We start from the raw sequence: 23364 nt of genomic DNA, 5'->3' as shown, positions 1-23364 counted from the left end.
TGGTTGTTGTCCCTGGTTCTTATGATATAGGCGGACAGATCACTCGCGAAGCACGGTGAGTGTGAAAATGATGGTGAAACCTCTTAACGTCTTTGAATATGAGAAACAAGCGAGCGAGCATCTAGAGCAAGCGACCTGGGATTTTTATCAGGGCGGCAGCGATGATGAGGTGACTCTACGCCGTAATCGCCTGGCATTTGAAAGCATTCGTTTACGACCTCGTGTCCTGACTAATGTTTCAACGATTGATATGAGGACAACCGTTCTGGGATGTTCTGTGCAAATGCCGCTTCTGGTCGCCCCCACAGCTTTTCATTGTCTGGCGCATAGTGATGGCGAATGCGCGACGGCGCGGGCGGTTGACTCTGCTGGCTCACTCATGACGGTCGCGACCTTTGCGACACGCAGTCTGGAAACGGTCGCGGAGGTTTGTGATACAAACCGATTGTGGCTTCAGCTTTATGTGTACCGTGACCTGGCTATAACTGAAGAGCTGGTGCGGCGTGCTGAGGCGGCGGGATATCGAGCGATTGTGCTTACCGTAGACGCGCCGCGCCTGGGGAGGCGTGAGCGAGATATACGGAACGCCTTTACCTTGCCAGCCACCATGAGCATTGCCAATTTTGCCGCGCCTGCCTATTCGGGAAATTACATACCCGAACCCACGATTGTCACCTGGCAGACACTAGAATGGTTGCGTACAGTGACGACCCTTCCCATCGTATTGAAGGGGATCTTGACTGGAGAAGACGCGCAATTAGCGGTAGAACATGGCGTTGACGGCATTATTGTATCTAATCATGGTGGTCGTCAGCTCGATGGCACGATAGCGAGTATCGAAGCGCTACCAGAGGTTGTTGAAGCCGTTGATGGGCGCTGCGAAGTCTATTGCGACGGTGGTATTCGCCGAGGAACTGATGTCTTGAAAGCGCTCGCCTTAGGAGCCAGGGCTGTTTTTGTGGGCCGACCGGTACTCTGGGGCCTGACCGTCGATGGGGAAGAGGGAGCGCGGCATGTCCTGCACTTATTGCGGGAGGAACTTGAGCTAGCAATGAGCCTTGCAGGCTGCTCCACGCTTCAAGCTATCCATAGTTCCGTCGTGACTAGCGAATCCTGACAGAGGCCAGGATTTTCTCGCGAGCGGGTTTGTGAGGGAATGACAGCCTCACGGGATGGACTACCGGCAGATGAACCCTGCGCTCCCCATCCTCTACTCCCTCCGACCCGAAGGCATCAGGAGCTGCTTTTCTGATGATGTTATAGGACCCGTTGCAATCGGCGTGAATGAGTTGGCCATTGGATGCCCGATAGAGCCTCCGTGTGATCCGTTTGCCGCTGAAAACAGGCGCATGCTCCTGGCTTTGCTGGTAGATCGGCAAAGGATCGCGATCCAGGAAACTGGCCTTGCTGGTGTAGCTTTCTTCGGTGAGGATCACCTGGATGCCTTTTTGCTCAGCTTTGTAGGTGAGCATCTGGATGAACTGGGCATGAGGCACCTGAACAAAGTTCTGATTTGTCCGTTTCCCCAGGTTGATCTCCTGTTTCCAGCCCACGTTGCGACCAATCACGAGCGTTCCGATCCCCTCAGCCACCAGCACATCAATCACAAAACGCGAGATGGTGTGCAGATCATGCTCAATCCGCCGATTGCGCCAGAGAGTCAAGCGCTCCATGCGCCGCGTGTTTCCAGGACGACCAAGAGCTTGTTGGAGTTCTGCTCGCCGCTTGTTGTAGAACTGATTCGTACTTTTCAGACCGCGCCCGTTAACGACGACCGGGACAAAACCCGGTTTATTTGAAGTTAGTGCGATCAGATTTTCCAGACCAGGATCGATGCCAGCGATGAGCGCGGGATCGACGGCGGAGCGGCTCGGCTCCTGTTCATAAATGACCTCAACGACGACAAAACCGTGTTTGGGAACCACACGGACCTGAGTGATCGCCTTGGGATCTTGTTGGGTTTTGATCTGGATGCCCAGTCCCGAAGGCTGAATGAGGTGTCGTCCAAGGGTCCGTTTGCTGCGGCTTACGGCCTGCATCGTGTAGATGAGTACGTTGCGGCCTGTCGTTTTGTGCTTGTATTTGGGGAATTGGGGGCGTCGGCGAAATTTTGAGGGATCGCGCTTGTAGGCATCGAGCGCTTCAAAGAAGGATTTCCAGTTGCGTTCGAGCAGCAGCAATACCTGTTGGGCCACTTTCGCAGGCAGTGCTTTGTACGCTTCATGCGACTGCATCCGCCGATCCATTTCATTGTAGTTGAGGTGTTTTCCCTCAAAGATGAAGGCCTGACGGATCTCATACAGCGCCGTATTGTAGAGATTTTTGGAAGCAAAACAGGCCGCGTCAAGCGTGGCATAGCGTGGATCACTCCGAAGAATGATGTGCTTTTCAACCAGGTGCACGGTCGGCCTCCAATTCCTGCACAAGACGCTCTGTTTTGCGTTTGGCACGCCGTTGCCCATAGAGCCGGGCGCAGAACGAGTACACGATGCTGGTGAGGTCTGAGAGCAGGTCTTCTGTGCCATTGTCGGCCTGATTGACGACCTCGATCTCACGCCCATAAGTTTGAAGCAGGGTCTCGATGTAACGGAACCCGAAGCGGGTACCCCGGTCCTTGTGTTCAATGACGATACGGCCCACACTTGGATCGGCCAAGAGAGCCAGAAACTTCGGCCGATTGTCATTGACGCCAGAGCCAATTTCCTTGACAACTTTGCCCACTTGATAGCCACGGGCAGCGCAGTAGGCAACCAACCGCTCAGCTTGACTGTCCAGGTTGGTCTTGTTTTCTGCGGAAGACACCCGCGTGTAGACCACGGTTTGAGGCTTCGATGAGGGGACTGACACCCTGGTTGGCTCGTCGATGAGAATCGTGTGAGCCCCTACGCGCCGCCCCTGGATTTTCCCGTCCCGGAACCAACGCCAGGCTGTCTCATAGCGGACCCCTTGTTGTTTCGCGTAATCACTGAGTTTCATGCTCAAATCATACTATGCTACTCAATGATTGTCAAGAATTCGCTATACTTTCAAAGATCGGTTTCAATAGCTCTCTCGTGAGAAACGTGTAGTGCTGGCATTGGTAAGTCGCTGAGAAGAGGATAAGAGAATGCAGCAAAGAGCAGGCAAACTGAAATTGAACTTGTTGTCACTACGGCGACATTACACGAATCCACATGAACACTATAACGCCTTGCGCGCCCAGGATGGTCTCTATTTTGACGAGACGAGTCAGTCCTGGCTTGTGACCAGCCATAAGCTCGCCACCGCTATTTTAGATGATAAGCGCTTCCTCTCCGGCCTCAGTTCGCTCGCAAGTGGAGCCGCGCCCGCCCAAATGGCAGCGGTGAGCAAGCAAATGGTGTTTATGGATGGGGATGCACACCACGACGCGCAAAATGTTATGTTGCGTAGATTGGCGCATCAAGTAAAGCAAATGCCGGATGATATCAGGAGATTTGCCAGGGAAGCCCTTCTCTCGGCGCAAGCGGCCAGAGAAATGGATGCCGTGAGTGAATTTGCCTCGCCCGTCTCGCTCTTTACCATTGCCCATGTTCTGGGGATACCTGTGGATGATCGAGAATTGTTGCGGAAGCTGGAGGTATGGTCTGATACATTTGGAGACGTGACCAGCGGCTATTTTCGCGGCGATATGAATGACATTAAGTACCTGGAAAGCTATTTCCACAAGCTTATCCAGGATAAGCGAAAAAATATTACTAATGACTTGCTAAGCGATTTTATTGCCGCAAAGGATATTTTTCCTGAAGAAGAAGATATAGTAGCGAATTGCATGATGGTCTTTGCCGCCGGGCGTATCACCACGAAGAAGCTATTAGGCAATGGGATTGACTGGCTAATGCAGCATTGGGGTGTATTTCAGGCAGAAGTGCGTAAAGAGCCACGGTTCGTGAAGACGCTGGGTGAAGAGCTGCTGCGTATTACCACGCCAACGCGCTATCTCATACGCGAGGCTGCTGAAGATATTGAGCTAGCGGAGGGTATGTCCGCGAAACAAGTGGTGCGGCGAGGCCAGAAGGTGATGGTCTTCTTGGAAGCCGCCAATTATGATCCCCACGTCTTTGCTCAGCCCATGGAGTTTGACGCACACCGTCGCCCGAATAAACATATCGCGTTTGGGTACGGTCCTCATCAATGCCCAGGAGCGACGTTAGCACGAATCGAGATACAGGTCGCGTTGGAAGAACTGTTCGCCGTCTCCGACCTGAGGGCAAAGCCTGGTAGCAGCCCTGTATGGAACTCGAACCCTAATCTCGGTGGCTATAGCGCGAACCCAGTCACATTCTCCACGCTCTCGTAGGAGCGACGCGCAAAGTAGAGAAAGGATAACGTATTTAGTATGATTGTGATCATGAATGCCTCATGCAGCGATAGTGACATCGAGAACGTCTTTGCCTTTCTACATAAGCATCATCTAGAGGGGCATCTTTCAAGAGGAATCGAACGGACTGTTATTGGAGTTTTAGGCTCCCCTGTTCCAGCAGGTTACGCGGGAATTGCAGGTAGTATTGACTCGACCATAGAAGATACGTTGATAGGCTTAGCTGGCGTTGAGGATGTGTTCCGTGTTTCCAAGCCATATAAACTTGCCAGCCGCGAGTTCCATCCTGAAAATACTGTGATCGAAATTTCCGCCGCCTGTGTAGACTCAGGCACAGTCAAAATCGGCGGGGAAGACGTTGTAATGATGGCTGGACCGTGTACGGTGGAAACCGAGGCCCAATTGATGACGGCAGCGCAAGCTGTGCGCGAGGCCGGGGCTGTTATTTTACGGGGTGGAGCCTTTAAGCCATCCACATCGCCCTACGGTTTTCGCGGCATGGGTGAGGAGGGGCTGAAGTTGTTGACGAAGGCGCGGGACGAGTTTGGTATGGCGATAGTGACGGAGGTGCTTACGCCCGCGGATGTCGCGCTTGTATCTGAATATGCTGATATTTTGCAGATTGGCACGCGGAACATGCAAAACTATATGCTCCTCGATGAAGTTGGTCGTGGTTCTAAGCCAATTATGTTAAAGCGTGGTATGTCCGCCACGTTAGAGGAGTGGTTACTGGCCGCGGAATATATATTAGCGCAAGGGAATCCTCATGTTATGCTGTGTGAGCGTGGAATCCGCACATTTGAGAAAGCCACACGAAACACCATGGATATTAGTGCGATCCCGCTCGTAAAGAAGCTTTCGCATTTACCAATTATCGCGGACCCCAGCCAGGGGACAGGCAGACGCGATATTGTTGGCGCGATGTCTTTAGCCGCGATTGCCAGTGGAGTCGATGGATTATTGATTGAAGTCCATCCTAATCCAGAAGAGGCCTTAAAGGATGGTGCGCAATCGTTGAGGATAGAGCAATTTCAAGACCTCATGCCTCAAGCGGTTATGGTAGCGCAGGCATGTAACCGCCAGTTTATTCGTCCCGCTCGCTACAGCAGCACCGCCGTATAAATTGATATGAGCAAGTAAGACTCTCACAAGTAGATAAAGCGTTTGCTGCGACCGCGCTCTCGCGTGGCCCGCCCCATTGCTGGTAGTGAAGTAGCTACCGGTAATGGGGTTTGACTGAATGAGTTAGTTGTCGTAACCACTCAGGTGATCGGGCCATGGCAATCTTGCATTACCAACCTTGATTGTTAGCGTTTATGAGAAACACCGTAAGATGCTTCCGGCATACAAATTGTTGCACGGACATACTCATGTCCGTGCAAATTGGAGAGGTATAGTTATGACGAGATCATACAAGCTTTTATGTCAATCATGTGATAAAACCTTTGAGGATGACGGATTTATGCTTGATTGTGACGGCGAACATCAGGCCTCTCTTCTAATCGCAGAATATGCCGCGGATACATTTACCGTAGATCGGCAACAGCCTGGCATGTATCGGTACCACTCCTGGCTTCCTATAGTCAAGAATATATCGGGATCGAGTGGGACCGTCACGTATCAAAGTAAGAGCCTGAGCCAGCTAACAGGCTTGCCCTTTCTCTGGATATCCTTTAACGGGTACTGGCCCGAGAAAGGAGTAAAACTAGAAACGACAACCTTTAAGGAATTGGAAGCATATACTGTTTTATCGCGCTTACCAGAAGGATTTGACGACGTACTGGTGGTATCCTCCGCGGGAAACACGGCGTCCGCGTTTGCCTATATATGTTCTCAGCAGAAGCAGCCCTGTTTAATTATATTGCCGGAGAGTGGACTAGCCAGGATGCAGTTTACAGAATCCCTGGACCCATGTGTAAAGATTGTGTGTTTAACTGGCAATGTGGACTATTATGACGCGATTGTACTTGCTAATCGGGTAGCTCAAAGGGAGGGCTTTGTGTTGGAGGGTGGAGTAAAGAACGTGGCTCGTCGGGCGGGTTTAGGTGTAACGATGCTGAATGCTGTTGAAACGATAGGAAGGTTACCAGATTACTATTTCCAGGCCGTGGGAAGTGGGGCTGGTGGAATCGCGGTCCACGAAATGGCGCGCTGCCTTATGAAAGACACACGCTTTGGCAATCGATATCCTCGCTTAATGTTGGGTCAGAACAAGCCCTTCGCGCCTATCTATCATTCCTGGAAGGCGAAGCGGAGCAGTTTAATAGAGCTTAGTAGTGATGAAGGCAAACGCCAGATTCAAAGCATTGTTTCGAAAGTACTTTCGAATCAGAAGCCACCATACGCTGTACGTGGTGGAGTGTTTGATGTGCTGGTAGAAAGCCAGGGCGATATGCTGGCGGCCAGTAATCAAGAAATACAGCAGGCCATGAACACTTTTTATACGGCTGAAGGAATTGATATCGATCCCGCCGCTGGAGTCGCGTTTGCCACGCTTTTGAGTGAACTACGGGCGAGTCATATAGATCGGGATGCCGTTGTCCTTTTAAACGTTACAGGTGGTGGGTGGGAACACAAACGCGCCCATTGCCGACTCATTCCCGCGTCGCCTGCCCTGAGAATCTGTGATAGCGAACTGGCCTCAGGCGACGTGATGGACAGGATAATGGGCCTCTTTTGAGATGTCTGTGTACCTGATATACGGCTCTCCCGCGGAAGTGGTGCTCAGCAAGAGCAGGATATGCAACCTCGTGTAAGACTAGTAGTCAGTCCAGTTTGTTATTGATGGCAGGATAGAGATCATGGAGCGTGTCACGAGCATCATTGCAGGTAAACCGCCAGGAAATGGTACAACGCTGAGCATTGCGCTCTACCTGCACGGCTGCGATGCGCTGACGTAACTCCTGCATAGTTTGCACACGATGCGAGAGACAGACACGAGCAAAAATACCAATCTCAATTTCCGCCATATGAAGCCAACTTGCATGTTTGGGTGTGGAGTGAAACTATGGAAGTATTGCGGCTGATGCCGAAGGTCTCGCAAATCTGCTGGTCCGTCCAGCCATCGGCCGCTTTGAGCAAGGCGTGCGCTCGAGTAAATGTTCTTGCATTGGCTTTGCCTGCATGGATGAACGTTTGCAGTGAAGCGCGATCTGAGTCCGTCAACACGACAGGGATGGGATGTTTCATCGCAAACTCCTGATTTTTCCATCAGTATCTCATCCCTGTCAATTCCAATTTGGACTAACTACTAGGCAATTTGTAACATTTTCCAACTATATCGTCAGAACTACCGTCAAAACCGAAAAACGCGAAGTTTTTACGTCGGTTTACCTCACATAAAAGCGCCTAGGAAGACAAAGGAACATGTACGATGGAGAGGCCAAAAAGGGTTGGGACCCAGGAAATGTCCGACCCGCCTCGGCTTATTTCTTGCTGACTCTATATCTAGCTTTGTAAGCCTATAAAGCGGCTTCAAGAAATTGTTTGCTGGAGTTTGTCTGATGGTTTCTTCTGTTGTTGATCGTTTTTGGTGTCTCAATTGGTGTCAGTTTTGGGTTCTTCAGTAGTGACTCTATTGAGAAGTGGCATGTAATGAGAAGTGGCATGTAAGCCGCATTTTGCGCGCATTTCGCTTCTACAATGCATTTTCACTTATCAGTTTGCGTTATTCCACACGAGAGGAAGGAGATGATCGACAAGCTCCCTTTGGGCATATTGGGCAACCAGAAGGTGCGGCGCGTCTCATTGCCTTTTTAGTGAGTGATGCTGCCGAGTGGATTACTGGACAAATCATCCATTCGCGTGGTGGTTTTTAAGAAAGCCTTGTTCTCGGATAAAGGACGACGGGATGAGTAGATCTCAGAAAGGCTCCTCTTTGGGAATGGGGTGCTCCGGGGTGGAGCTATTCTTCGAAAAGGGGAGATCTGGAGGCCGTCTTTGGGCCCAAAGACGGCTCTGGCGAATAAGCAGTGTGTTCTTTAGGTGTTGGCTTGCCGCTCGAGGAGAAACACCGGGATTTCGCGGGTGATTTTCTTCTGATACTCGCTATAGGGAGCAAACACCGCAACAGCCTTGGCAAAGGCTTCTTCCCGCTGCTTCCCTGTGAGCAATCGCGCAGTCGCTTGAAATGTTTCTTTCCCAACCTCAACAGTGACATCAGGATAAGCGAGCAAATTGTGGTACCATTGAGGATTTTTGGGGGCGCCTCCTGCGGAGGCAACGGCAATGTAATGGTCCCCATCGGCAACAGCCATTAAGGGATAAATACGGGTTTGACCTGATCTGGCGCCCTTGGTGGTCAGCAGGATCAAGGGCGCCCACCCTTGCACCTTGCCCCCATGGGCGCGGAACTCTTCGATCAATTGACGATTATAGGCCATCCACTCATGTTCGTTCATACTTTGATCTTCTCCTCTTGAACGCTTCAGCTGAGGAAAAAGAATCTTCTTCTCTTTCTCCGTTTTCTCTCGACACAATGTAAATCTTGAGATTGTGTTGTTGATTTTTGCATGATTATGCTGGTGATGGGTTATCTAAAAACCGTCCATTGTATGGACCTCGCTTGCGGAGTTTCCTGTATCATATGTTTGCCTTTGCGGGGCGGCGTGTTTTTAGGAGGTACTGTCCATACGGACGAGACCCGCAGGCAGAGTCGCGTAGATCTCTCCGGCCTTGGGATGAGCGTTATCGGCCATCATCGCTAAGACGAGAGGTCTCGTGTCTACCAGGGCCACACCTGCCTGGCTCAGACGGCTAATTGCCGCGACGGAGGGCGAGGGCGAAAAGAGGCCACAGGCATCGAGAACCACATATGTGTCGTAGCCTTCCGCCACGCTGGACAATGCAGGAATTTGGGCGCAGACCTCAAAACCAGTGCCTGCGATGATCACCTTCTTGCGCCCGGTCTTCATGATGGCCTCCTTGACGCGTGGTTCTTTCCAGGCATCGATGAGTGACCGGTCAATGATCGGCTGATTCGCAAAAATTTCACCCAGGAAAGCCACCTGTGGCCCATTAGAACCTGCAGCTAGAACGGTCGTCATGACTGCTGGCACTCCTAACATACGGCTGATGCGGGCTAGAGCAAGCAGGTTGGCTCGCGTCCGCTCCGGCTGGGAAACTCTGCTAAGCAAGCCCTCTTGCTGATCTATAATCAACAGCACCGCATTCTCCGGAGTAATCGGATCGAGAATAGCTCGTTTCGTTTCCGTAGACATCATCTATCTCTTCCTTTCTAATGTGCCTGACGTGAGCATCAGGCGAGGTGGTATCCACAAACTGGTGCAAATCTATTTCTCCCAGAGATCGATTTGCCAATTTAATTGTACGTCCAAGTATTAGAAGAAAAAAAGCAGTAAACGCTACCGCTCTAAATTCGTGGCAACGGTCGCCAGCAGGCGATGCAGGAGAACACGTTCAGCCTCAGTCAAGCCCTCGGTGAGCTGCTGCTCTAAATCGAGCCACATCTGCCAGGCGGGTTCACAGAGCGCGCGCCCTTGCTCAGTGAGATAGACCCGTGAAATGCGCGCATCATCGGGGTCAGCACGACGTTCCACCAGCCTGGCACGCTCCATACGTTGCACGACCTTCGTGATTGTGGAGAGGTCCAGGCAATTGCGGCTGGCCAGTTGTGATTGTGTCATGCCATCTTCTGATCGAAGAGAGAGCAGCAGCATTTCCTGACCAGGGTAGAGACCAACCCGCTTTAGCCATTCACTGCCGAGGCGGTGATGCGCCTTCTCAGCTCGCACCAATTGACCTCCAATCAGGTGCCCCACGAGTGTGAGATCCATCCTTCTTCCCCCTTCATTACTTGGATGTCCATATAATACACCAGGAGAAAGGAGGTGTCAAGGGTTTTCCGCCGACGCCCTTCCAGATCATTGTGCTGAATGTGTCGCAAACTCATTTAATCAATTTCATCAATGAAAACGTATTTATTTCTTCGCCATTGTGTAACCCAAGGCACGTCTTAGGACGTGTCCTTTTGGTGAGCAACTTGTCCCTTTGCCTTCCTTGTGGAAATATTTTCCCCTTCTTTCGCAAAGAAGGTTGTTGCTCTGATTTTATATCGCGCTGCGATGATTTTCTGGGGAGAGGTGCAAGAGGCTTCTCGGTGGAGAAAACGGAGGGGCGGAAAAGGATATCATCGCCAATGCGTCTGAGTGGCATGCGAAGAAAATTGCTGAGGTGAGAGATAAATTTCTCTCATGGGATCAGTGTTCTTTCTTCTGACGGTTACACTAAAGAAGGATGTTCATGGTAGGAACGTCATATCTTATGCAGTTTGCTTCTAAGAGTTAAGGGCGTATGATTCTTCATCTCGTGCTTGCGTCGCTTGGGTTTCCCTGGTGGCTACGTGTCAGCCACTATATCAATCTTCTCTTTCTTGGACTCCTGGTCCGGAGTGGTCTCCAGATTCTTGTATTAGCAAGCTCTGCGGCGCTCTTCCACAGGCGAAGTACCTGCTGATTGATATTTACTTTGTATCAGCGCGGAGCCCAATCCTATCCCCACGCGATGGAACTGGCTCAGCACCCGCAGACCATACTGGCATATGAAATGAATGGTGCTACCTTACCACTTAAGCATGAAGCGCCCCTGCGCTTCCGTGTGGAAACGCTCCTTGGCTACAAAATGGTGAAGTATATCCGCTCGATTGAATTTGTCAAGGAGTACAGCTATATCGGCGAAGGCCAGGGAGGGTTTCGCGAAGATGTCCAATTCTACGGAAGGGGAGCGGAAATATAAGGCGTTTTCCTCAAAGAGGGGAGAACGCTTAAGAGAGAAAGGATGAGTACTTTGTATGGCAGCAACTGTCAGTGATTTTTTATTGGAACGTCTCGCCGCCTGGGGGGTTAAGCGTATTTACGGCTATCCCGGTGATGGCATCAATGGAATCCTGGGTGGCCTGGAACGCCATCAAGAGCTTCTCGAGTTTATCCAGGTGCGTCATGAAGAGATGGCGGCCTTTATGGCAACGGCTCATAGTAAATTTACTGATGAGATCGGTGTGTGCCTGGCAACATCGGGACCTGGAGCTATTCACCTGCTCAATGGTCTCTATGACGCAAAGATGGATCATCGCCCGGTAGTGGCGATTGTCGGACAGGCAGCGCGTAGCGCCATTGGCGGCAACTATCAGCAAGAGGTCGACTTGCTCTCGCTCTTCAAAGATGTTGCTGGCGAATATGTGTATATGGCTTCCAGTCCTGTCCAGATACGCCACCTTGTTGATCGTGCGATGCGCACCGCGATCTCCGAACGCTGTGTCACCTGTATCATTATCCCAAAGGATGTCCAGGAATTGGATGCTGTTGAACAGCCGCCGCACACGCATAATACCATCCACACCGGTCTTGGCTATAGCGCGCCCAGAGTGCTCCCCACTGACGAGGATCTGCGACGCGCGGCTGAGATTCTGAATGCGGGGAAGAAAGTGGCGATGCTGGTTGGGGCTGGTGCCAAGCATGCGACGAATGAGGTCATCCAGATCGCGGACCTGCTGGGCTGTGGTGTGGCAAAAGCGCTGCTTGGGAAACAGGTGGTTCCCGATGATCTCCCCTTTGTGACTGGCTGTATCGGCCTTCTTGGCACGAAACCCAGCTGGGACATGATGATGGACTGCGATACCCTGTTCATGGTGGGGTCGAGCTTCCCCTATGCTGAGTTCTTGCCGAAGGAGGGACAGGCGCGGGGCGTGCAAATCGATATTGACCCCGCATGGTGAGTATTCGCTATCCCATGGAGGTCAATCTGATTGGCGATAGCACCGAGACCTTGCGGGCGCTCATCCCCCTCATCCAACGCAAGGCCGACCGTTCGTGGCGTCAGAAGATTGAAGCGAACTATCACGAGTGGTGGAAGGTGGTGGAGGCGCGCGCGAAAGAGAAGGCCGAGCCGCTCAATCCAGAGTATGTCTTCTGGGAACTGTCTCAGCGCTTGCCCGACGATTGTATTCTGACTGGTGATGCCGGGACCGCCACAAACTGGTATGGGCGTACCATCAAGATGCGCCGGGGCATGATGGGGTCTCTCTCAGGTAGCCTGGCAACGATGGGGGCGGCTGTCCCCTACGCGATTGCCGCCAAATTCGCCTACCCTGGTCGGACGGTGATCGCGCTAACAGGTGATGGAGCCATGCAGATGAATGGCCTCAATGAGATGATTACCGTGGCGAAGTACTGGAAGAAATGGCCCAATCCTCGCCTTATCTTCCTGGTCCTCAACAATCGCGATCTCAATCAGGTGACCTGGGAGATGCGCATTGAAGCGGGGAATCCCAAATTGGAGAGCACGCAGGACCTGCCCGATTTTCCCTATGCTCGCTTTGCCAATTCCCTTGGCTTGAAAGGCGTGCGTGTGGATAATCCCGACGACGTTGGGAAAGCCTGGGATGCGGCCCTGGCTTCTGACCGCCCGGTCATCTTTGAAGCCTATACCTCGGGGAATGTCCCGACTCTGCCACCGCACATCACGCTGGAGCAGGCCCAGCGGTATACAACCGCGCTCCTCAAGGGCGATCCAGAAGAAGAAGGCATCCTGATGGAATCAATCAAAGGGGTTGTTGCGGGTATCGTGCCGCATAAACACTAATAGGAGGCAGCATGGCAAGCACGAAATTTGGTGACAACGGGGTTGCCATTGAAGGGCTTGATGTCTCTGTCTATACGGTGCCTACCGACTCGCCTGAGTCGGATGGCACCTATAGGTGGGACAAGACAACAATCGTCATTGTCGAGGCACATGCTGGCGGGAAACGCGGTCTGGGCTATACCTACGCGGACCTGTCGACAGCCCGTCTGGTCAAAACGATGCTGGGTGAGGCCGTACAGGGTCAGAATGCTATGAATATTCCAGCGTGCTGGCGGGCGATGGTCGCAGCGATTCGTAATCTGGGACGACCTGGCATCGCATCAATGGCCATCTCGGCCGTGGATGCCGCGCTCTGGGACCTGAAGGCGCGTCTGCTGGGCCTTCCCCTGGTCTCATTGCTCGGTGCGGCACGCGCATCCGCACCCGTCTATGGGAGTGGCGGTTTTACCTCGTATTCGCGTGAGCAACTCCAGCGGCAACTCAGTGGCTGGGTTGCCCAAGGGATTCCCCGCATCAAGATGAAGATTGGGACACAGCCTGGGGCTGATCCCAAACGTGTGCGTGAGGCGCGTGAGGCGATAGGCCCAAACACTAAGCTCTTTGTCGATGCCAATGGAGCGTATAGCCGCAAGCAGGCCCTCGCGCTTGCCAAGATCTTTGCGGAGGAGTCGGGTGTGACATGGTTTGAGGAGCCGGTCTCGTCCGATGATCTGGAAGGCTTACGTCTCATTCGCGACCGTGCTCCGGCGGGCATGGAGATCGCGGCGGGGGAATATGGCTATGATCTGTGGTACTTTCATCGCATGTTGGAGGTGGGAGCCGTGGATGTGTTACAGGCCGACGCCACACGCTGCGCGGGCATTACCGGCTTCCTGCGTGCGGGGACACTGGTTGAAGCACGCTCCATGGACCTCTCGTCGCACTGTGGGCCCTCGCTGCATGTCCATGCTTGTTGTGCCGTCCCCAACTTCCGCCATATGGAGTACTTCCACGATCATGTGCGCATCGAGCATCTGTTCTTTGAGGGGGTGCTCACTCCCGTGCAAGGGGCCCTCCATCCCGACCTGACACGTCCAGGGATGGGCCTGGAGTTCAAGCGCGCCGATGTCGTGAAGTATGCCGTGTAGCATGGAAAAAGGAGCTTGCAACCTTGAGACGTATCGCGCTTCCCAATGTGAATAGGATCATGAGCAGGGACTGGCTGAACATCCGCAGCGAACCCATGAAGAGCATGGGCGTTGATGTTGTGGCTCTCGAGCAGAACCTGCGCGCGAAGGTGCGGGGCGAGGTCCGTTTTGATGCCGGCAGCTTGGCGCTCTATACTACCGATGCGTCCAACTACTCGTCAGTGGCGCAATCACGGGCTTGATGATGGCAGCCGTGTTGTGGAGGAAACCATGAAGAATACACATCCCTCGTTTGCGCCATCCAACGATTACCTGCCAATCGAAGATTACGCACTCATTGGTGACCTGCATACTGTCGCGCTTGTGGGGAAGAATGGCTCCTCAAGCCCAAAGGGCATTTGGGCAGGTGGATTACCGATTTCCTGCTTTCCTACTCGTGAAAAATGTTACTTTGCGTACCTGCTCAAGTGAGAGTTGCCAGAAGGTTCCTTGAATCTTTTTCTCTGCTCGTGTTTTGCCACTACCCCAGTTAGAATCACTGGCATAATCCAGATCAAAGATGCGCTCCCAACTTTTTAGCATCTGAGAATGATAGGGTTCCTGTAAGTACTGCCCTAGTTGTTCTATGAAGCCACTCCTTTGGTGTTTTGCATAAAAAGCCTCGTTTTCTCCTTCTGTATGGCAGAGATATCCGTAGTTGAGCGCTATTATCCAATCGTCTATGTCAGAGAGTAGGATCTGATCCTCAGCAATGTCAAATTCAATACGCACGCCTTTTGTGCCTGACTGCAAATGATAGGGGCCACGTAGATCTGGGCGGCGACGTTTCTCTCCATCGTATTGATACCAGGCCCATAAGGGGTATCGTTCTGGCTGTGGACGAGGGCCAATCTTCTTCTCCATTTGTTGAACCAGCCAGTTATAAGCAACTTTTATCTGCCATTCTGTTGGATCATCGAACTGAAGTAATTTAGTATCAGGCCCATAGAGAATACCATCTCGTTGCAGCATTTCCCAGACATGGAGGGATTGTATCGTCCAGACAATCATAAATAGTGTGCACCTCTTGAAGAGCAGAACGTGGCTGCTAGAAGAAGGAGTGATGCCCCATCAGCAGCCGCTGACGAGGAAAAACATAAAAGTTAAGGATCCTCACTGAGGGGGAAAAAGACCGAACCCACACCTGGGGCAGATGCTGTAGGTTCAGCTCAAGGTCACGCTCTGGCCTCCATTGCCGTGCAACGTCCGCTCTTGCTTGCTTTGTGCCTGCAGAGGAACTGAGTAGGTGGGGCGCAACGGAGCAGGAGTGTCCCTTGATTGGCCCCATGCTCGGCTCTTGCTGGCCGAAGCCGCATCTTGCAAGACATGTGCTTCCAGTTCCATCAGGCGCGTGTGTACTTCCTCTTCGATTTCCACAAAGGTGGCGGTGGGATGCGCTTGTCGCCACACTTTGATCCCCGCCAGGATCTCGACACTCTTTGCTTGCCAGGCGTGTTCGTCCATTGGTGCTCCTTCCCTTGCTTTCATCTTGCCGATGTCTTTATTGTAGCATGGAGCTTTTCCTGGACGCTGCCTCGCGCAAAAAAAACTTGCCGCGCCCCTAACTTTTGCTCCAAAAGATTCTCCGACAAGATTTAGCTGTCAACTTCGGCCTTTTCTCTGTTTTCTCCAATGAAGCAGAACGTGAGAATGGGAGGAACATGACCGAGAATGACTATTCTCGGTCGAGCATTCTCCAACAAGTTATGGACATGCCTGACAGTTTACCTCATTTCCCGAAACATTGCTTGAATATACTTAGCAAGTAGGTGACGAACTCACCGACGTTGGCATTGACAACATCTTCCTCCGCTCAGTATACTTCAATCAGTGATTGAATAAATTCTCGACGGAGCTGAAGATGAACACGGTGGCGCCCGTTGACCGCAAAGTGATGCGCGAGGTGAATCAGAATACCTTGCTGAACTTGGTTCGGATGCACGCTCCCATTTCGAGAACGCAACTGGTCACGCTCTCAGGTCTGAGTGTAGGGACAGTCGTGGGCATCACCACCGAGTTGATGGGGCAGCAACTGGTCATCGAGCGAGGAGTGGCAGCCTCCAGTCTGGGGAGAAAGGCGGGGCTCCTTCAAATTGATCCTCACGGTAGGTACGTCCTGGGCGTGGCTTTAATGGAGGCAGACGAAATTGTCGTCGTCCTGCTCAATCTTCTCGGAGAGATCATTTACAGTTGCAGCAAGCACGTCTCGGAGCTTGCCCTCAGTGCTATCATGCAGGCTGTAGAAGAAACTCTCAGCAAGAACGGCATTGAGCGGGAAAAGGTCCTTGGTCTGGGGTGCGGCTTGCCGGGCTTTGTTGATATGCAAACGGGCTATAGTATAAAAAATGGCATTCACAACTGGCATCATCTCGCGATTCATGAACCCCTGGAGCGTGCTCTACATCTTCCAGTCTTTATCGATAATGTTGTCAATTGTCTTGCCCATTACGAACACTTGTATGGAAAGCGCCAATCGTATCAACATCTTCTCGTGGTAACCCTCGGCCGTGGTGTCGGTCTGGCGATGGTTATTCGAGGCCAGGTGTACCGGGGAGCACGAGGCAGTGGGGCAGAGTTTGGGCATACGCTCTGCATTCCCGGGGGCAGACGCTGTGAGTGCGGCAATTATGGCTGTCTTGAAGCCTATCTCTCAGACCACGGGTTGCTCACCTCTTATCACGAATTGCGCCAGCAATACCCGGGTGATCCGAGCTTACCTGCTGGTTTATCATTGACCGAGATTCATGAACGCGCCGTGCAGGGTCATCCAGCGTTACGGCAACTTTTCCGCGAGGCTGGACAATTGCTCGGGCGCGGACTGGCAAATCTCATCAACTTGCTCAATCCCGAGTATATTTTGCTCACTGGGGCGTACGTCGCCCCCGACCATCTGCTTTTCGCCTCGCTCCAGGACACTATCAACGAACACACCTTCTCCGAACTGGCTCAACAGGTGCAAATCGTCATTGAACCGGAAACAGGAGACCGCTGGGCTCAGGGAGCCGGTTCCCTAGTACTCCACCATTTTTTCAAAGCCCCACTTCAGTCTGGTGTATAAAACGCCTGACCATTCAGTCTGCTCTCGAATTCCGTAAACAGCATCTCGTTTGGGCAATGATGCGGTCAAGATGTGTTGGAAAGGAGGAAAATACCCTGATTCTCGCCTGACACCATATGGTACCTGCAATGAAGCACATACTGTCTACAGGTGCACAGGATGTATTCCTGTAGAGCAACCAAAGGAGGGACTCTTTATGCCACGGTACATTGCTGTCATTCGTCGTGTGATTCCCATACTGGTTATACTCGCCTGTTGTGCCCTCTTCTTACCACTCACTTTCTTTTCCCATCCGGCTGTAGCGCATGCTTCTTCCAATGGATTGGGCCAGAAGCCATATATGGGTTGGAGTAGCTGGAGCCTGGAGTCAACGAATTATAGCGGCTACAATACCCCCTGGCTCACTGCCGATCACGTCAAATCCCAGGCCGATGTGTTGCATCAGCAACTCCAATCACATGGTTACCAGTACATAAACATCGACGCGGGCTGGTGGATGGATTTGAACTGGAAGGCTACGTTTGATGGCTATGGGCGGCCTTCCCCTTATCCTGGCCGCTTCCCTGCCGGCATCAGCGATGTAGCAAATTATGTCCACAATTATGGCTTAAAGTTGGGAATCTACTACGTTGCTGGCCTCGACCAGACCGTCTACAACCAGAATTATCCTATCTACGGCACCAGTTGCCACGCCCAGGATATCGCAATCAAGCCGTTACAGATGACGAACGGTTGGCGAGGAAACTATGCCATTGACTATAGCAATAGCTGCGCGCAGGCCTATATCAACTCCATCGCGAATCAGTTCGCCTCCTGGGGGGTGGATTTCCTCAAACTCGATGGGGTAACCCCTGGTTCTGGCATCTATGATCTGAGCACCGATAACCGGCCCGATGTGCAGGCGTGGTCACAGGCCCTGGTGCAGAGTGGACGTCCGATCTGGTTTGAGCTCTCCTGGGCCCTGGATCATCGCTATATCAGCTTCTGGCAGCAGCAGGCTAATGGTTGGCGCATTGACAATGATGTCGAATGCTATTGTGGGACGTTGGTGACGTGGGACAACTCGGTCAAAGCACGCTTCAACGATGTCGTTCCCTGGACGCAGAACGCTGGTCCGGGTGGGTGGAATGACCTTGACTCCCTTGACGTTGGCAGCGCAACACTGGATGGGATTTCCCAGGACGAGCGTCAAAGTTATATGACGCTGTGGGCAATCGAGGCGGCCCCGCTTTTCTCCGGCGATGATCTCACCAAGCTGGACAGCTATGGGCTCTCGTTATTGACGAATGATGAAGTCATTGCGGTTGATCAATCCGGTCATCCTGCCCGCCCGCTCTCACAGCTCAACAACCAGCAAGTATGGTACGCAGACAATGGCGATGGCACCTATACGGTGGCACTCTTCAATCTGGATAGCGGGAACGCCACCGTCACGGTGAACTGGAGTGACCTCGGGATAAGTGGCGCCCCTACGGTGCGTGACCTCTGGAGCCATACAAACCTGGGCGCGATAGCCGATCACTTTAGTGCTTCCTTAAACGGCCATGCTTCACGCCTGTTGAAGGTGACACCGGCAGGCGGAAACGCGGGCAAGATCTACGAAGCCGAAGCGCTTGCAAATACGCTCACTGGCAGCGCCTCTGTCGTCTCCTGCACGGCCTGTTCTGGCGGTCAAAAGATCGGCAACATTGGCAATGGCGCCTCCCTCACCTTCAACAGCATTTCCGTCAGTGCCAGTGGGACCTACCCCGTGACCATTTCGTATGTAGACGGAGATGCCGGGCGTTCAATGCAGCTCAGCGTCAATGGCGGCTCCGCAACCACGCAGAACTTCCATGGGACCAACGATAATAACTGGAATGCCGTACAAACTACCACAATTTTGGTGAACCTGAATACGGGGAACAACACGCTCCAGTTCTCCTCACCCTCCTCAGGCTGGAGTCCTGATCTTGATCGACTCATTGTCGGCAGCCTGATACCCGCTTCATATGAAGCCGAGGCAGCGGGCAATACACTGACCGGAAGCGCCTCCATCGTCTCCTGCTCGGCGTGCTCTGGCGGTCAGAAGGTCGGCAACATTGGCAACGGCGCCTCTCTCACCTTTAACAATGTCCAGGCCAGCACAACCGGCAGGACCACGTTGACGATCGCTTACATCGATGGCGATAGCGGACGTTCGGCGCAAATGAGCATTAATGGAGGTTCCGCCCTCACCATCAATTTCCACGGCACTAACAACAATAACTGGAACACAGTTCAGACACTGACGATGACCATAAGTTTGAATGCGGGAAGCAACACCATCAAGCTCTTCTCGGGTTCCAATTGGGCTCCGGACATCGACCGTGTCACGTTGGGCGGCAACACCATCACCGAGGCCGAGGCAGCGGGCAATACGCTGACTGGGAGCGCCTCCATCGTCTCCTGCCCGGCCTGCTCTGGCGGTCAGAAGGTCGGCAACATTGGTAACGGAGCCTCTCTCACGTTCAATCAAGTGCTGATCAGCAATACAGGGAATTACATTTTAACAATCCAGTATATCGATGGTGATAGCGGGCGTTCAGCCCAATTAAGTGTCAACAGTGGAACTGCAAGTACGCTCACCTTCCATGGCGCCAATGATAATAACTGGAATGCGGTGCAAACAACCAGTGTCGTAGTGAATCTCAATGCAGGCTACAATAGCATTCAATTCTCTAGCGGCTCTGGCTGGGCACCGGATATCGATTGTCTCACCATCAGCTAGCGCTTTTCTCTCTCTTTGGTGAGATAGCCTATGGCTAAAGGCCTGTCTTTTACCCACGTTTTACAAAGCGAGCTCGAGCACAGACTGTTTCCATTGAACTGGAGTTTCTTATAGTTGAAAATTCAAACCAATCGCTGACAATGTTATCATACATACACGCTTATCGACCATTCCCCTATGGAGGGGCGTACTTCAGCAGCCCGTGCAGCCTAAGGCGACGCGAGAATCGTGCCGTTGTCTCCTACAGCTACAAAGCGTGATCCCGACCAGACCACATTGATCAGGGCAGACACGGTACCAATGATTCGGGCTGTCCAGGTCTTCCCATCGGGCGAGGTGATAAGCGTGCCTTTGAACCCCACAGCGACAAACTGCGACCCCGACCAGGTTACGGCATCCAGTTGGCGCGGGGAGATAGAGGGTAAAGCAAGGGAGTGATCAGCCCAGGCGAGTCCATCGGATAAGGTGAGGATCACCCCTTTGCTTGCAGGTATACCGCACGAGCAGACACTTGCACTCTCATTGACGCCGTGTGTCACAGTCGGGTTTGAGACAGAGGATGTTCCAGCCCTCTTGCGTTTTGAGACGCGATTCTCCCTTGGCCTGTGTTCTGGTGCAACAGAAGGTTCAGGATGGGATGGGAGTCGCCGCCTTCTTGTCGGTGGTGCTTTGTGGCGTTCACCATCATCGTGGTGAAAACTTACGCTTTGCTTCTTGCTGAGGTCAACTCTGATGATCGGAGTCATACTTCGTGAGCATCTGCTGCAAGTCTTCGCGTACTTTCGCGCGCCACACTCGTGGCTCGATGAGCTCCGCCTCTGGCCCTAACCAGCGGAGGAGTTCCAGCACAATGGTAGCGTCAGACTCTCCAAAGGTCATCATGATCTGTCCATTTTCAAGCTGCTCAAAACGGGCATGGCGATAATACCAATCCTGTTGTAGCCGCTCGGCTTGCCTTGGGGAAAGCAGGATTTTCACAGGTGCTTGCTGGCTCCATTGCGTGATCGCGTCTTTCAGCCAACTTCTTCCCAACATCTCCCGTATATCAAACTCGTCGAGTGTCGTGCCTCCGTGCTTCAGCGGTCGGATATCGATGATCCGGTCGGAACGCCATGTCCAGGCTCCTGAGCGATTGGACGGCCTTCCAACGAGGTACCAGTGGTTGCGATCCCAGAAGAGGCCATATGGGGTTACCTGTATCTCATATCCCTGCTGCTTACGGCGAGAGGGATACTGGAACGCGACTTGTTTTCCCTCGAGGATGGCTTGAAAGAATATGCTGATGATATCGCTTTCATTCAAACCAGCGTTACCCTCTGGCTCCTTCTTGGTCGTAAAGCCAGTTTCGGGATGAAAGATATCCTCTGGTAACTGCTCAACGCCAATGACGTTTTCTGTCTTTGCCAGCACCGCGCGCAAGCGCTCAGGGAGTGCCGCAAGCAATTTCTTTTCTGCCATGAGCGCTTCAGTGGGGAAAGGAGTGACCCGCAGATTTTTTTGCAATGCCAGACCCAGCAAGACGGCAACGGCCTCGTTTTGAGTAAACATCAGCGGTGGCAGGAAGTACCCCTCTAGCAGTTGAAATCCACCCTCACGCCCTCGCTCGGCGTACAGTGGTACTCCAAGCAGACTCAGGGTTTCCAGGTCGCGGTAAACCGTGCGGGTTGAAATCGTAAAATGTCTTGCCAGTTCCGAAGCCGAGACGATCTGGCCGCTTCGCAAGAATAGCAACATCCCTAAGATGCGGTCGAAACGCTGCATATGTTCCGATGTCCTTTTCGCAAGCAATTATGACAGAGAATCTTCCCATTCTCACCTCTATGCTACAGGTAGAATTGGGATACGTCAACCTTCTTTCGTTGAGAAGAAATATGACAAGCAGATGGCAAATATTGCCTTGTATGATCTTACTAGACCAGCGAACTGGCCTGGTTCTGTCTTGATACAAAGGATGTTTGCTATGTGTGTGCCGCAAAATGACACATCAGCTCAGGAGACGATTCTCTCTGACGTTCAAGCAATCGCGCCCCGCAAAACATTGTGGCAGAATACCGGCTTCATAAAGTTTTGGACGGGCGAGAGCATCTCGCTCTTTGGTTCCCAGATCACGTTACTGGCTCTTCCGCTGGCGGCAGTCCTGGTGCTCAACGCAAATGCGGAACAGCTTGGATGGCTGCGGTTTTTAGAGACTGCTCCGTATCTTCTGTTTCCGCTTCTCTTTGGTGTGTGGGTGGACCGCCACCAGAAGCGTCCATTGATGATCGTTGCGAACGCGACGCGGGGAGTATTGATTGCGTTCGTCCCGCTACTCGCGTTTCTCCACCTCTTAAGCCTTGTGCCGCTGTATCTCATCTCGTTCATTGTCGGGATCTTTACCGTGTTGTATGATCTGTGCTGGCTCTCGTTTGTCCCTGCGCTGGTCTCGAAAGAGCATTTACTGGAGGCGAATAGTCGGGTTACAACCAGCGCCTCGGCGGCGGAGGTTGCGGGCCCTGGCTTGGCAGGGGGACTGGTCCAGCTTTTGACTGCGCCTCTCGCTCTCCTGCTCGACAGCCTGTCCTATATCGTTTCGGTCATTCTGCTTCTCAGTATTCGCCATCAGGAGCCTCTGCCTGAGGAGAAGCAGGAGACATCCCTTCTCATGGATATGAGAGAGGGCTTTCGATTTGTGTGGAGCAATACGTACATTCGTATTCTGGCATTTCAGGCGGGTGTCTGGAACTTTTGCTATGCTATCGTCGATATCGCGTTTTTGCTCTACGCGATCCATCAAATAGGTTTTACCCCTGGTGTCCTTGGGATCATCTACGCGGTAGGAGCGGTTGGCGGCATACTTGGATCCACTATTGCCAACACGCTGGCCAGGCGTTTCCCTCTAGGGCCGATGATATGCGCGACGTTCACATTGGGGAGCGTGCCCTTTCTCCTCCTTCCCGCTCTTACAGGTTCGCAAAAAGTACTTGCTACCATCTTTACCATGGTGTTCTTTCTGGTTCGCACCGCGTTGGGGATATACGCGGTACAGAGTACCAGCTTGCGGCAGGCTGTGACCCCGCCTGCTCTGATGGCTCGTATGAATGCGACACTGCGCCTAATTAGCTATGGTGGGGGAACACTTGGACCACTTGCTGCAGGCTTTCTTGGTACATGGATTGGTGCACGGGCAAGTCTATGGGTGGCGAGCATCGGCTTTCTCCTGGCTCTAGTGCCACTCTTTCTGTCTCCAGTACGCCGAATGCGTGTTTTCCCTCATGAATACGTGGTATGGTAGGAATTCATTCGGCCTGAAGGTACGTCAAGGAATCATTTCCTGTCCTACCACCGGTGCAGGATTGTGAGCGTGCTCTGTTCTGGAGCGGCAAAGAGCATATGTTGCCGCCAGCAGGAGGCGTGTGTGCCGTTATGACGATGTACTATGTGCAAGGAGAAAAGGCGTAATAGAATGAAAGGAACT

General features: G+C 52.5%; 21 protein-coding genes and 2 pseudogenes. 12 read left to right on the top strand and 11 right to left on the bottom strand.

The window, feature by feature from the left end:
- Positions 1–67: 67 nt before the first annotated feature.
- Positions 68–1117 carry an alpha-hydroxy acid oxidase gene (locus JMJ04_RS41510; RefSeq protein ID WP_236039072.1) on the top strand — a complete coding sequence of 350 codons (1050 nt, stop codon included), beginning with the start codon at positions 68–70 and terminating at the stop codon, positions 1115–1117.
- Here JMJ04_RS41510 and JMJ04_RS41505 read toward each other — a convergent pair.
- Both JMJ04_RS41505 and JMJ04_RS41500 read right to left on the bottom strand, forming a co-directional pair.
- Positions 1104–2402, bottom strand: coding sequence for an RNA-guided endonuclease InsQ/TnpB family protein (locus JMJ04_RS41505; protein WP_201376272.1), 1299 nt, complete (start codon positions 2400–2402; stop codon positions 1104–1106). The two genes, JMJ04_RS41510 and JMJ04_RS41505, sit on opposite strands and share 14 nt — an antisense overlap.
- Positions 2389–2976: an IS607 family transposase gene (locus JMJ04_RS41500; protein ID WP_201370004.1), complete on the bottom strand. Its 588-nt coding sequence runs from the start codon at positions 2974–2976 to the stop codon at positions 2389–2391. Before JMJ04_RS41500 ends, JMJ04_RS41505 begins: the two co-directional genes overlap by 14 nt.
- 130 nt (positions 2977–3106) lie before the next feature.
- On the opposite strand from JMJ04_RS41500, the gene JMJ04_RS41495 reads away from it, so the two are divergent.
- The 3 genes from JMJ04_RS41495 (at position 3107) to JMJ04_RS41485 (ending at position 7019) form a co-directional block, all read left to right on the top strand.
- Positions 3107–4318 (top strand): cytochrome P450, encoded by a 1212-nt coding sequence (locus JMJ04_RS41495; RefSeq protein WP_201376271.1) that lies wholly within the window; start codon positions 3107–3109, stop codon positions 4316–4318.
- A 39-nt stretch (positions 4319–4357) separates the two neighbouring features.
- Positions 4358–5461 carry a 3-deoxy-7-phosphoheptulonate synthase gene (aroF, locus tag JMJ04_RS41490; protein ID WP_201376270.1) on the top strand — a complete coding sequence of 368 codons (1104 nt, stop codon included), beginning with the start codon at positions 4358–4360 and terminating at the stop codon, positions 5459–5461.
- A 277-nt stretch (positions 5462–5738) separates the two neighbouring features.
- A complete protein-coding gene (locus JMJ04_RS41485) occupies positions 5739–7019 on the top strand; it encodes a cysteate synthase (protein ID WP_201376269.1) in 1281 nt (426 codons plus the stop codon).
- 85 nt (positions 7020–7104) lie between these two features.
- On the opposite strand, the gene JMJ04_RS41480 is transcribed toward JMJ04_RS41485, so the two are convergent.
- The gene (locus JMJ04_RS41480; protein ID WP_201374080.1) at positions 7105–7308 is read right to left on the bottom strand and encodes a hypothetical protein; all 204 of its coding nucleotides are present in this window, start codon (positions 7306–7308) and stop codon (positions 7105–7107) included.
- Positions 7295–7528, bottom strand: a complete 234-nt coding sequence (locus JMJ04_RS41475) for a helix-turn-helix domain-containing protein (RefSeq protein ID WP_201374081.1) — start codon at positions 7526–7528, stop codon at positions 7295–7297. The genes JMJ04_RS41480 and JMJ04_RS41475 overlap by 14 nt, the downstream gene beginning before the upstream one ends.
- Positions 7529–8034: 506 nt before the next feature.
- On the opposite strand from JMJ04_RS41475, the pseudogene JMJ04_RS49265 reads away from it, so the two are divergent.
- Positions 8035–8157: pseudogene (locus JMJ04_RS49265) on the top strand (SDR family oxidoreductase); the annotation flags it as partial.
- Between the two features lie 162 nt (positions 8158–8319).
- Here JMJ04_RS49265 and JMJ04_RS41465 read toward each other — a convergent pair.
- The 3 genes from JMJ04_RS41465 to JMJ04_RS41455 form a co-directional block, all read right to left on the bottom strand.
- Positions 8320–8739 (bottom strand): nitroreductase family deazaflavin-dependent oxidoreductase, encoded by a 420-nt coding sequence (locus tag JMJ04_RS41465; RefSeq protein WP_201376267.1) that lies wholly within the window; start codon positions 8737–8739, stop codon positions 8320–8322.
- A 213-nt stretch (positions 8740–8952) separates the two neighbouring features.
- Entirely contained in the window at positions 8953–9561 is a 609-nt protein-coding gene (locus tag JMJ04_RS41460; protein ID WP_201376266.1) for an isochorismatase family protein, read from the bottom strand.
- 141 nt (positions 9562–9702) lie between these two features.
- A complete protein-coding gene (locus tag JMJ04_RS41455; protein ID WP_201376265.1) occupies positions 9703–10134 on the bottom strand; it encodes a MarR family winged helix-turn-helix transcriptional regulator in 432 nt (143 codons plus the stop codon).
- Positions 10135–10813: 679 nt separating this feature from the next.
- Between JMJ04_RS41455 and JMJ04_RS41450 the strand changes: the two genes are divergently transcribed.
- The 4 genes and pseudogenes from JMJ04_RS41450 (at position 10814) to JMJ04_RS41435 (ending at position 14306) form a co-directional block, all read left to right on the top strand.
- Positions 10814–11092, top strand: coding sequence for a molybdopterin-dependent oxidoreductase (locus tag JMJ04_RS41450; RefSeq protein WP_201376264.1), 279 nt, complete (start codon positions 10814–10816; stop codon positions 11090–11092).
- A gap of 55 nt (positions 11093–11147) precedes the next feature.
- Positions 11148–12937: pseudogene (locus JMJ04_RS49260) on the top strand (thiamine pyrophosphate-requiring protein).
- Between the two features lie 11 nt (positions 12938–12948).
- Positions 12949–14064 (top strand): enolase C-terminal domain-like protein, encoded by a 1116-nt coding sequence (locus JMJ04_RS41440; RefSeq protein ID WP_201376263.1) that lies wholly within the window; start codon positions 12949–12951, stop codon positions 14062–14064.
- A gap of 23 nt (positions 14065–14087) precedes the next feature.
- Positions 14088–14306, top strand: coding sequence for a hypothetical protein (locus JMJ04_RS41435; protein WP_201376262.1), 219 nt, complete (start codon positions 14088–14090; stop codon positions 14304–14306).
- Between the two features lie 169 nt (positions 14307–14475).
- On the opposite strand, the gene JMJ04_RS41430 is transcribed toward JMJ04_RS41435, so the two are convergent.
- Positions 14476–15114 carry a DUF3841 domain-containing protein gene (locus JMJ04_RS41430; RefSeq protein WP_201376261.1) on the bottom strand — a complete coding sequence of 213 codons (639 nt, stop codon included), beginning with the start codon at positions 15112–15114 and terminating at the stop codon, positions 14476–14478.
- Positions 15115–15267: 153 nt separating this feature from the next.
- Positions 15268–15567, bottom strand: a complete 300-nt coding sequence (locus tag JMJ04_RS41425; protein WP_201376260.1) for a hypothetical protein — start codon at positions 15565–15567, stop codon at positions 15268–15270.
- Between the two features lie 397 nt (positions 15568–15964).
- Here JMJ04_RS41425 and JMJ04_RS41420 point away from each other — a divergent pair, with 397 nt between their 5' ends.
- Positions 15965–17161 (top strand): ROK family protein, encoded by a 1197-nt coding sequence (locus JMJ04_RS41420; protein WP_201376259.1) that lies wholly within the window; start codon positions 15965–15967, stop codon positions 17159–17161.
- A gap of 196 nt (positions 17162–17357) precedes the next feature.
- The gene (locus tag JMJ04_RS41415; protein WP_201376258.1) at positions 17358–19910 is read left to right on the top strand and encodes an alpha-galactosidase D; all 2553 of its coding nucleotides are present in this window, start codon (positions 17358–17360) and stop codon (positions 19908–19910) included.
- A gap of 209 nt (positions 19911–20119) precedes the next feature.
- On the opposite strand, the gene JMJ04_RS41410 is transcribed toward JMJ04_RS41415, so the two are convergent.
- Together JMJ04_RS41410 and JMJ04_RS41405 are read right to left on the bottom strand one after the other, a co-directional pair.
- Positions 20120–20386 carry a hypothetical protein gene (locus JMJ04_RS41410; RefSeq protein WP_201376257.1) on the bottom strand — a complete coding sequence of 89 codons (267 nt, stop codon included), beginning with the start codon at positions 20384–20386 and terminating at the stop codon, positions 20120–20122.
- A 247-nt stretch (positions 20387–20633) separates the two neighbouring features.
- On the bottom strand, positions 20634–21671 hold the full coding sequence (locus tag JMJ04_RS41405; protein ID WP_201376256.1) for a helix-turn-helix transcriptional regulator: 1038 nt from the start codon (positions 21669–21671) through the stop codon (positions 20634–20636).
- Between the two features lie 199 nt (positions 21672–21870).
- On the opposite strand from JMJ04_RS41405, the gene JMJ04_RS41400 reads away from it, so the two are divergent.
- Positions 21871–23181, top strand: coding sequence for an MFS transporter (locus tag JMJ04_RS41400; protein ID WP_201376255.1), 1311 nt, complete (start codon positions 21871–21873; stop codon positions 23179–23181).
- The last annotated feature ends 183 nt before the right edge of the window (positions 23182–23364 follow it).

Origin of the sequence: Ktedonobacter robiniae, from assembly GCF_016587375.1 — a bacterium.
In the GTDB taxonomy this organism is placed as follows: domain Bacteria; phylum Chloroflexota; class Ktedonobacteria; order Ktedonobacterales; family Ktedonobacteraceae; genus Ktedonobacter; species Ktedonobacter robiniae.
The sequence above is the reverse complement of the archived record's forward strand: the minus strand, read 5'-3'. Positions and strand labels throughout refer to the sequence as shown.

Bases quoted from the DNA above. Each gene is read 5' to 3' on its own strand.
- JMJ04_RS41510 (WP_236039072.1), top strand. From the start codon at position 68: ATGATGGTGAAACCTCTTAACGTCTTTGAATATGAGAAACAAGCGAGC.
- JMJ04_RS41500 (WP_201370004.1), bottom strand. From the start codon at position 2,976: ATGAAACTCAGTGATTACGCGAAACAACAAGGGGTCCGCTATGAGACA.
- JMJ04_RS41495 (WP_201376271.1), top strand. From the start codon at position 3,107: ATGCAGCAAAGAGCAGGCAAACTGAAATTGAACTTGTTGTCACTACGG.
- aroF (WP_201376270.1), top strand. From the start codon at position 4,358: ATGATTGTGATCATGAATGCCTCATGCAGCGATAGTGACATCGAGAAC.
- JMJ04_RS41485 (WP_201376269.1), top strand. From the start codon at position 5,739: ATGACGAGATCATACAAGCTTTTATGTCAATCATGTGATAAAACCTTT.
- JMJ04_RS41480 (WP_201374080.1), bottom strand. From the start codon at position 7,308: ATGGCGGAAATTGAGATTGGTATTTTTGCTCGTGTCTGTCTCTCGCAT.
- JMJ04_RS41475 (WP_201374081.1), bottom strand. From the start codon at position 7,528: ATGAAACATCCCATCCCTGTCGTGTTGACGGACTCAGATCGCGCTTCA.
- JMJ04_RS41465 (WP_201376267.1), bottom strand. From the start codon at position 8,739: ATGAACGAACATGAGTGGATGGCCTATAATCGTCAATTGATCGAAGAG.
- JMJ04_RS41460 (WP_201376266.1), bottom strand. From the start codon at position 9,561: ATGATGTCTACGGAAACGAAACGAGCTATTCTCGATCCGATTACTCCG.
- JMJ04_RS41455 (WP_201376265.1), bottom strand. From the start codon at position 10,134: ATGGATCTCACACTCGTGGGGCACCTGATTGGAGGTCAATTGGTGCGA.
- JMJ04_RS41440 (WP_201376263.1), top strand. From the start codon at position 12,949: ATGGCAAGCACGAAATTTGGTGACAACGGGGTTGCCATTGAAGGGCTT.
- JMJ04_RS41430 (WP_201376261.1), bottom strand. From the start codon at position 15,114: ATGATTGTCTGGACGATACAATCCCTCCATGTCTGGGAAATGCTGCAA.
- JMJ04_RS41425 (WP_201376260.1), bottom strand. From the start codon at position 15,567: ATGGACGAACACGCCTGGCAAGCAAAGAGTGTCGAGATCCTGGCGGGG.
- JMJ04_RS41420 (WP_201376259.1), top strand. From the start codon at position 15,965: ATGAACACGGTGGCGCCCGTTGACCGCAAAGTGATGCGCGAGGTGAAT.
- JMJ04_RS41415 (WP_201376258.1), top strand. From the start codon at position 17,358: ATGCCACGGTACATTGCTGTCATTCGTCGTGTGATTCCCATACTGGTT.
- JMJ04_RS41405 (WP_201376256.1), bottom strand. From the start codon at position 21,671: ATGCAGCGTTTCGACCGCATCTTAGGGATGTTGCTATTCTTGCGAAGC.
- JMJ04_RS41400 (WP_201376255.1), top strand. From the start codon at position 21,871: ATGTGTGTGCCGCAAAATGACACATCAGCTCAGGAGACGATTCTCTCT.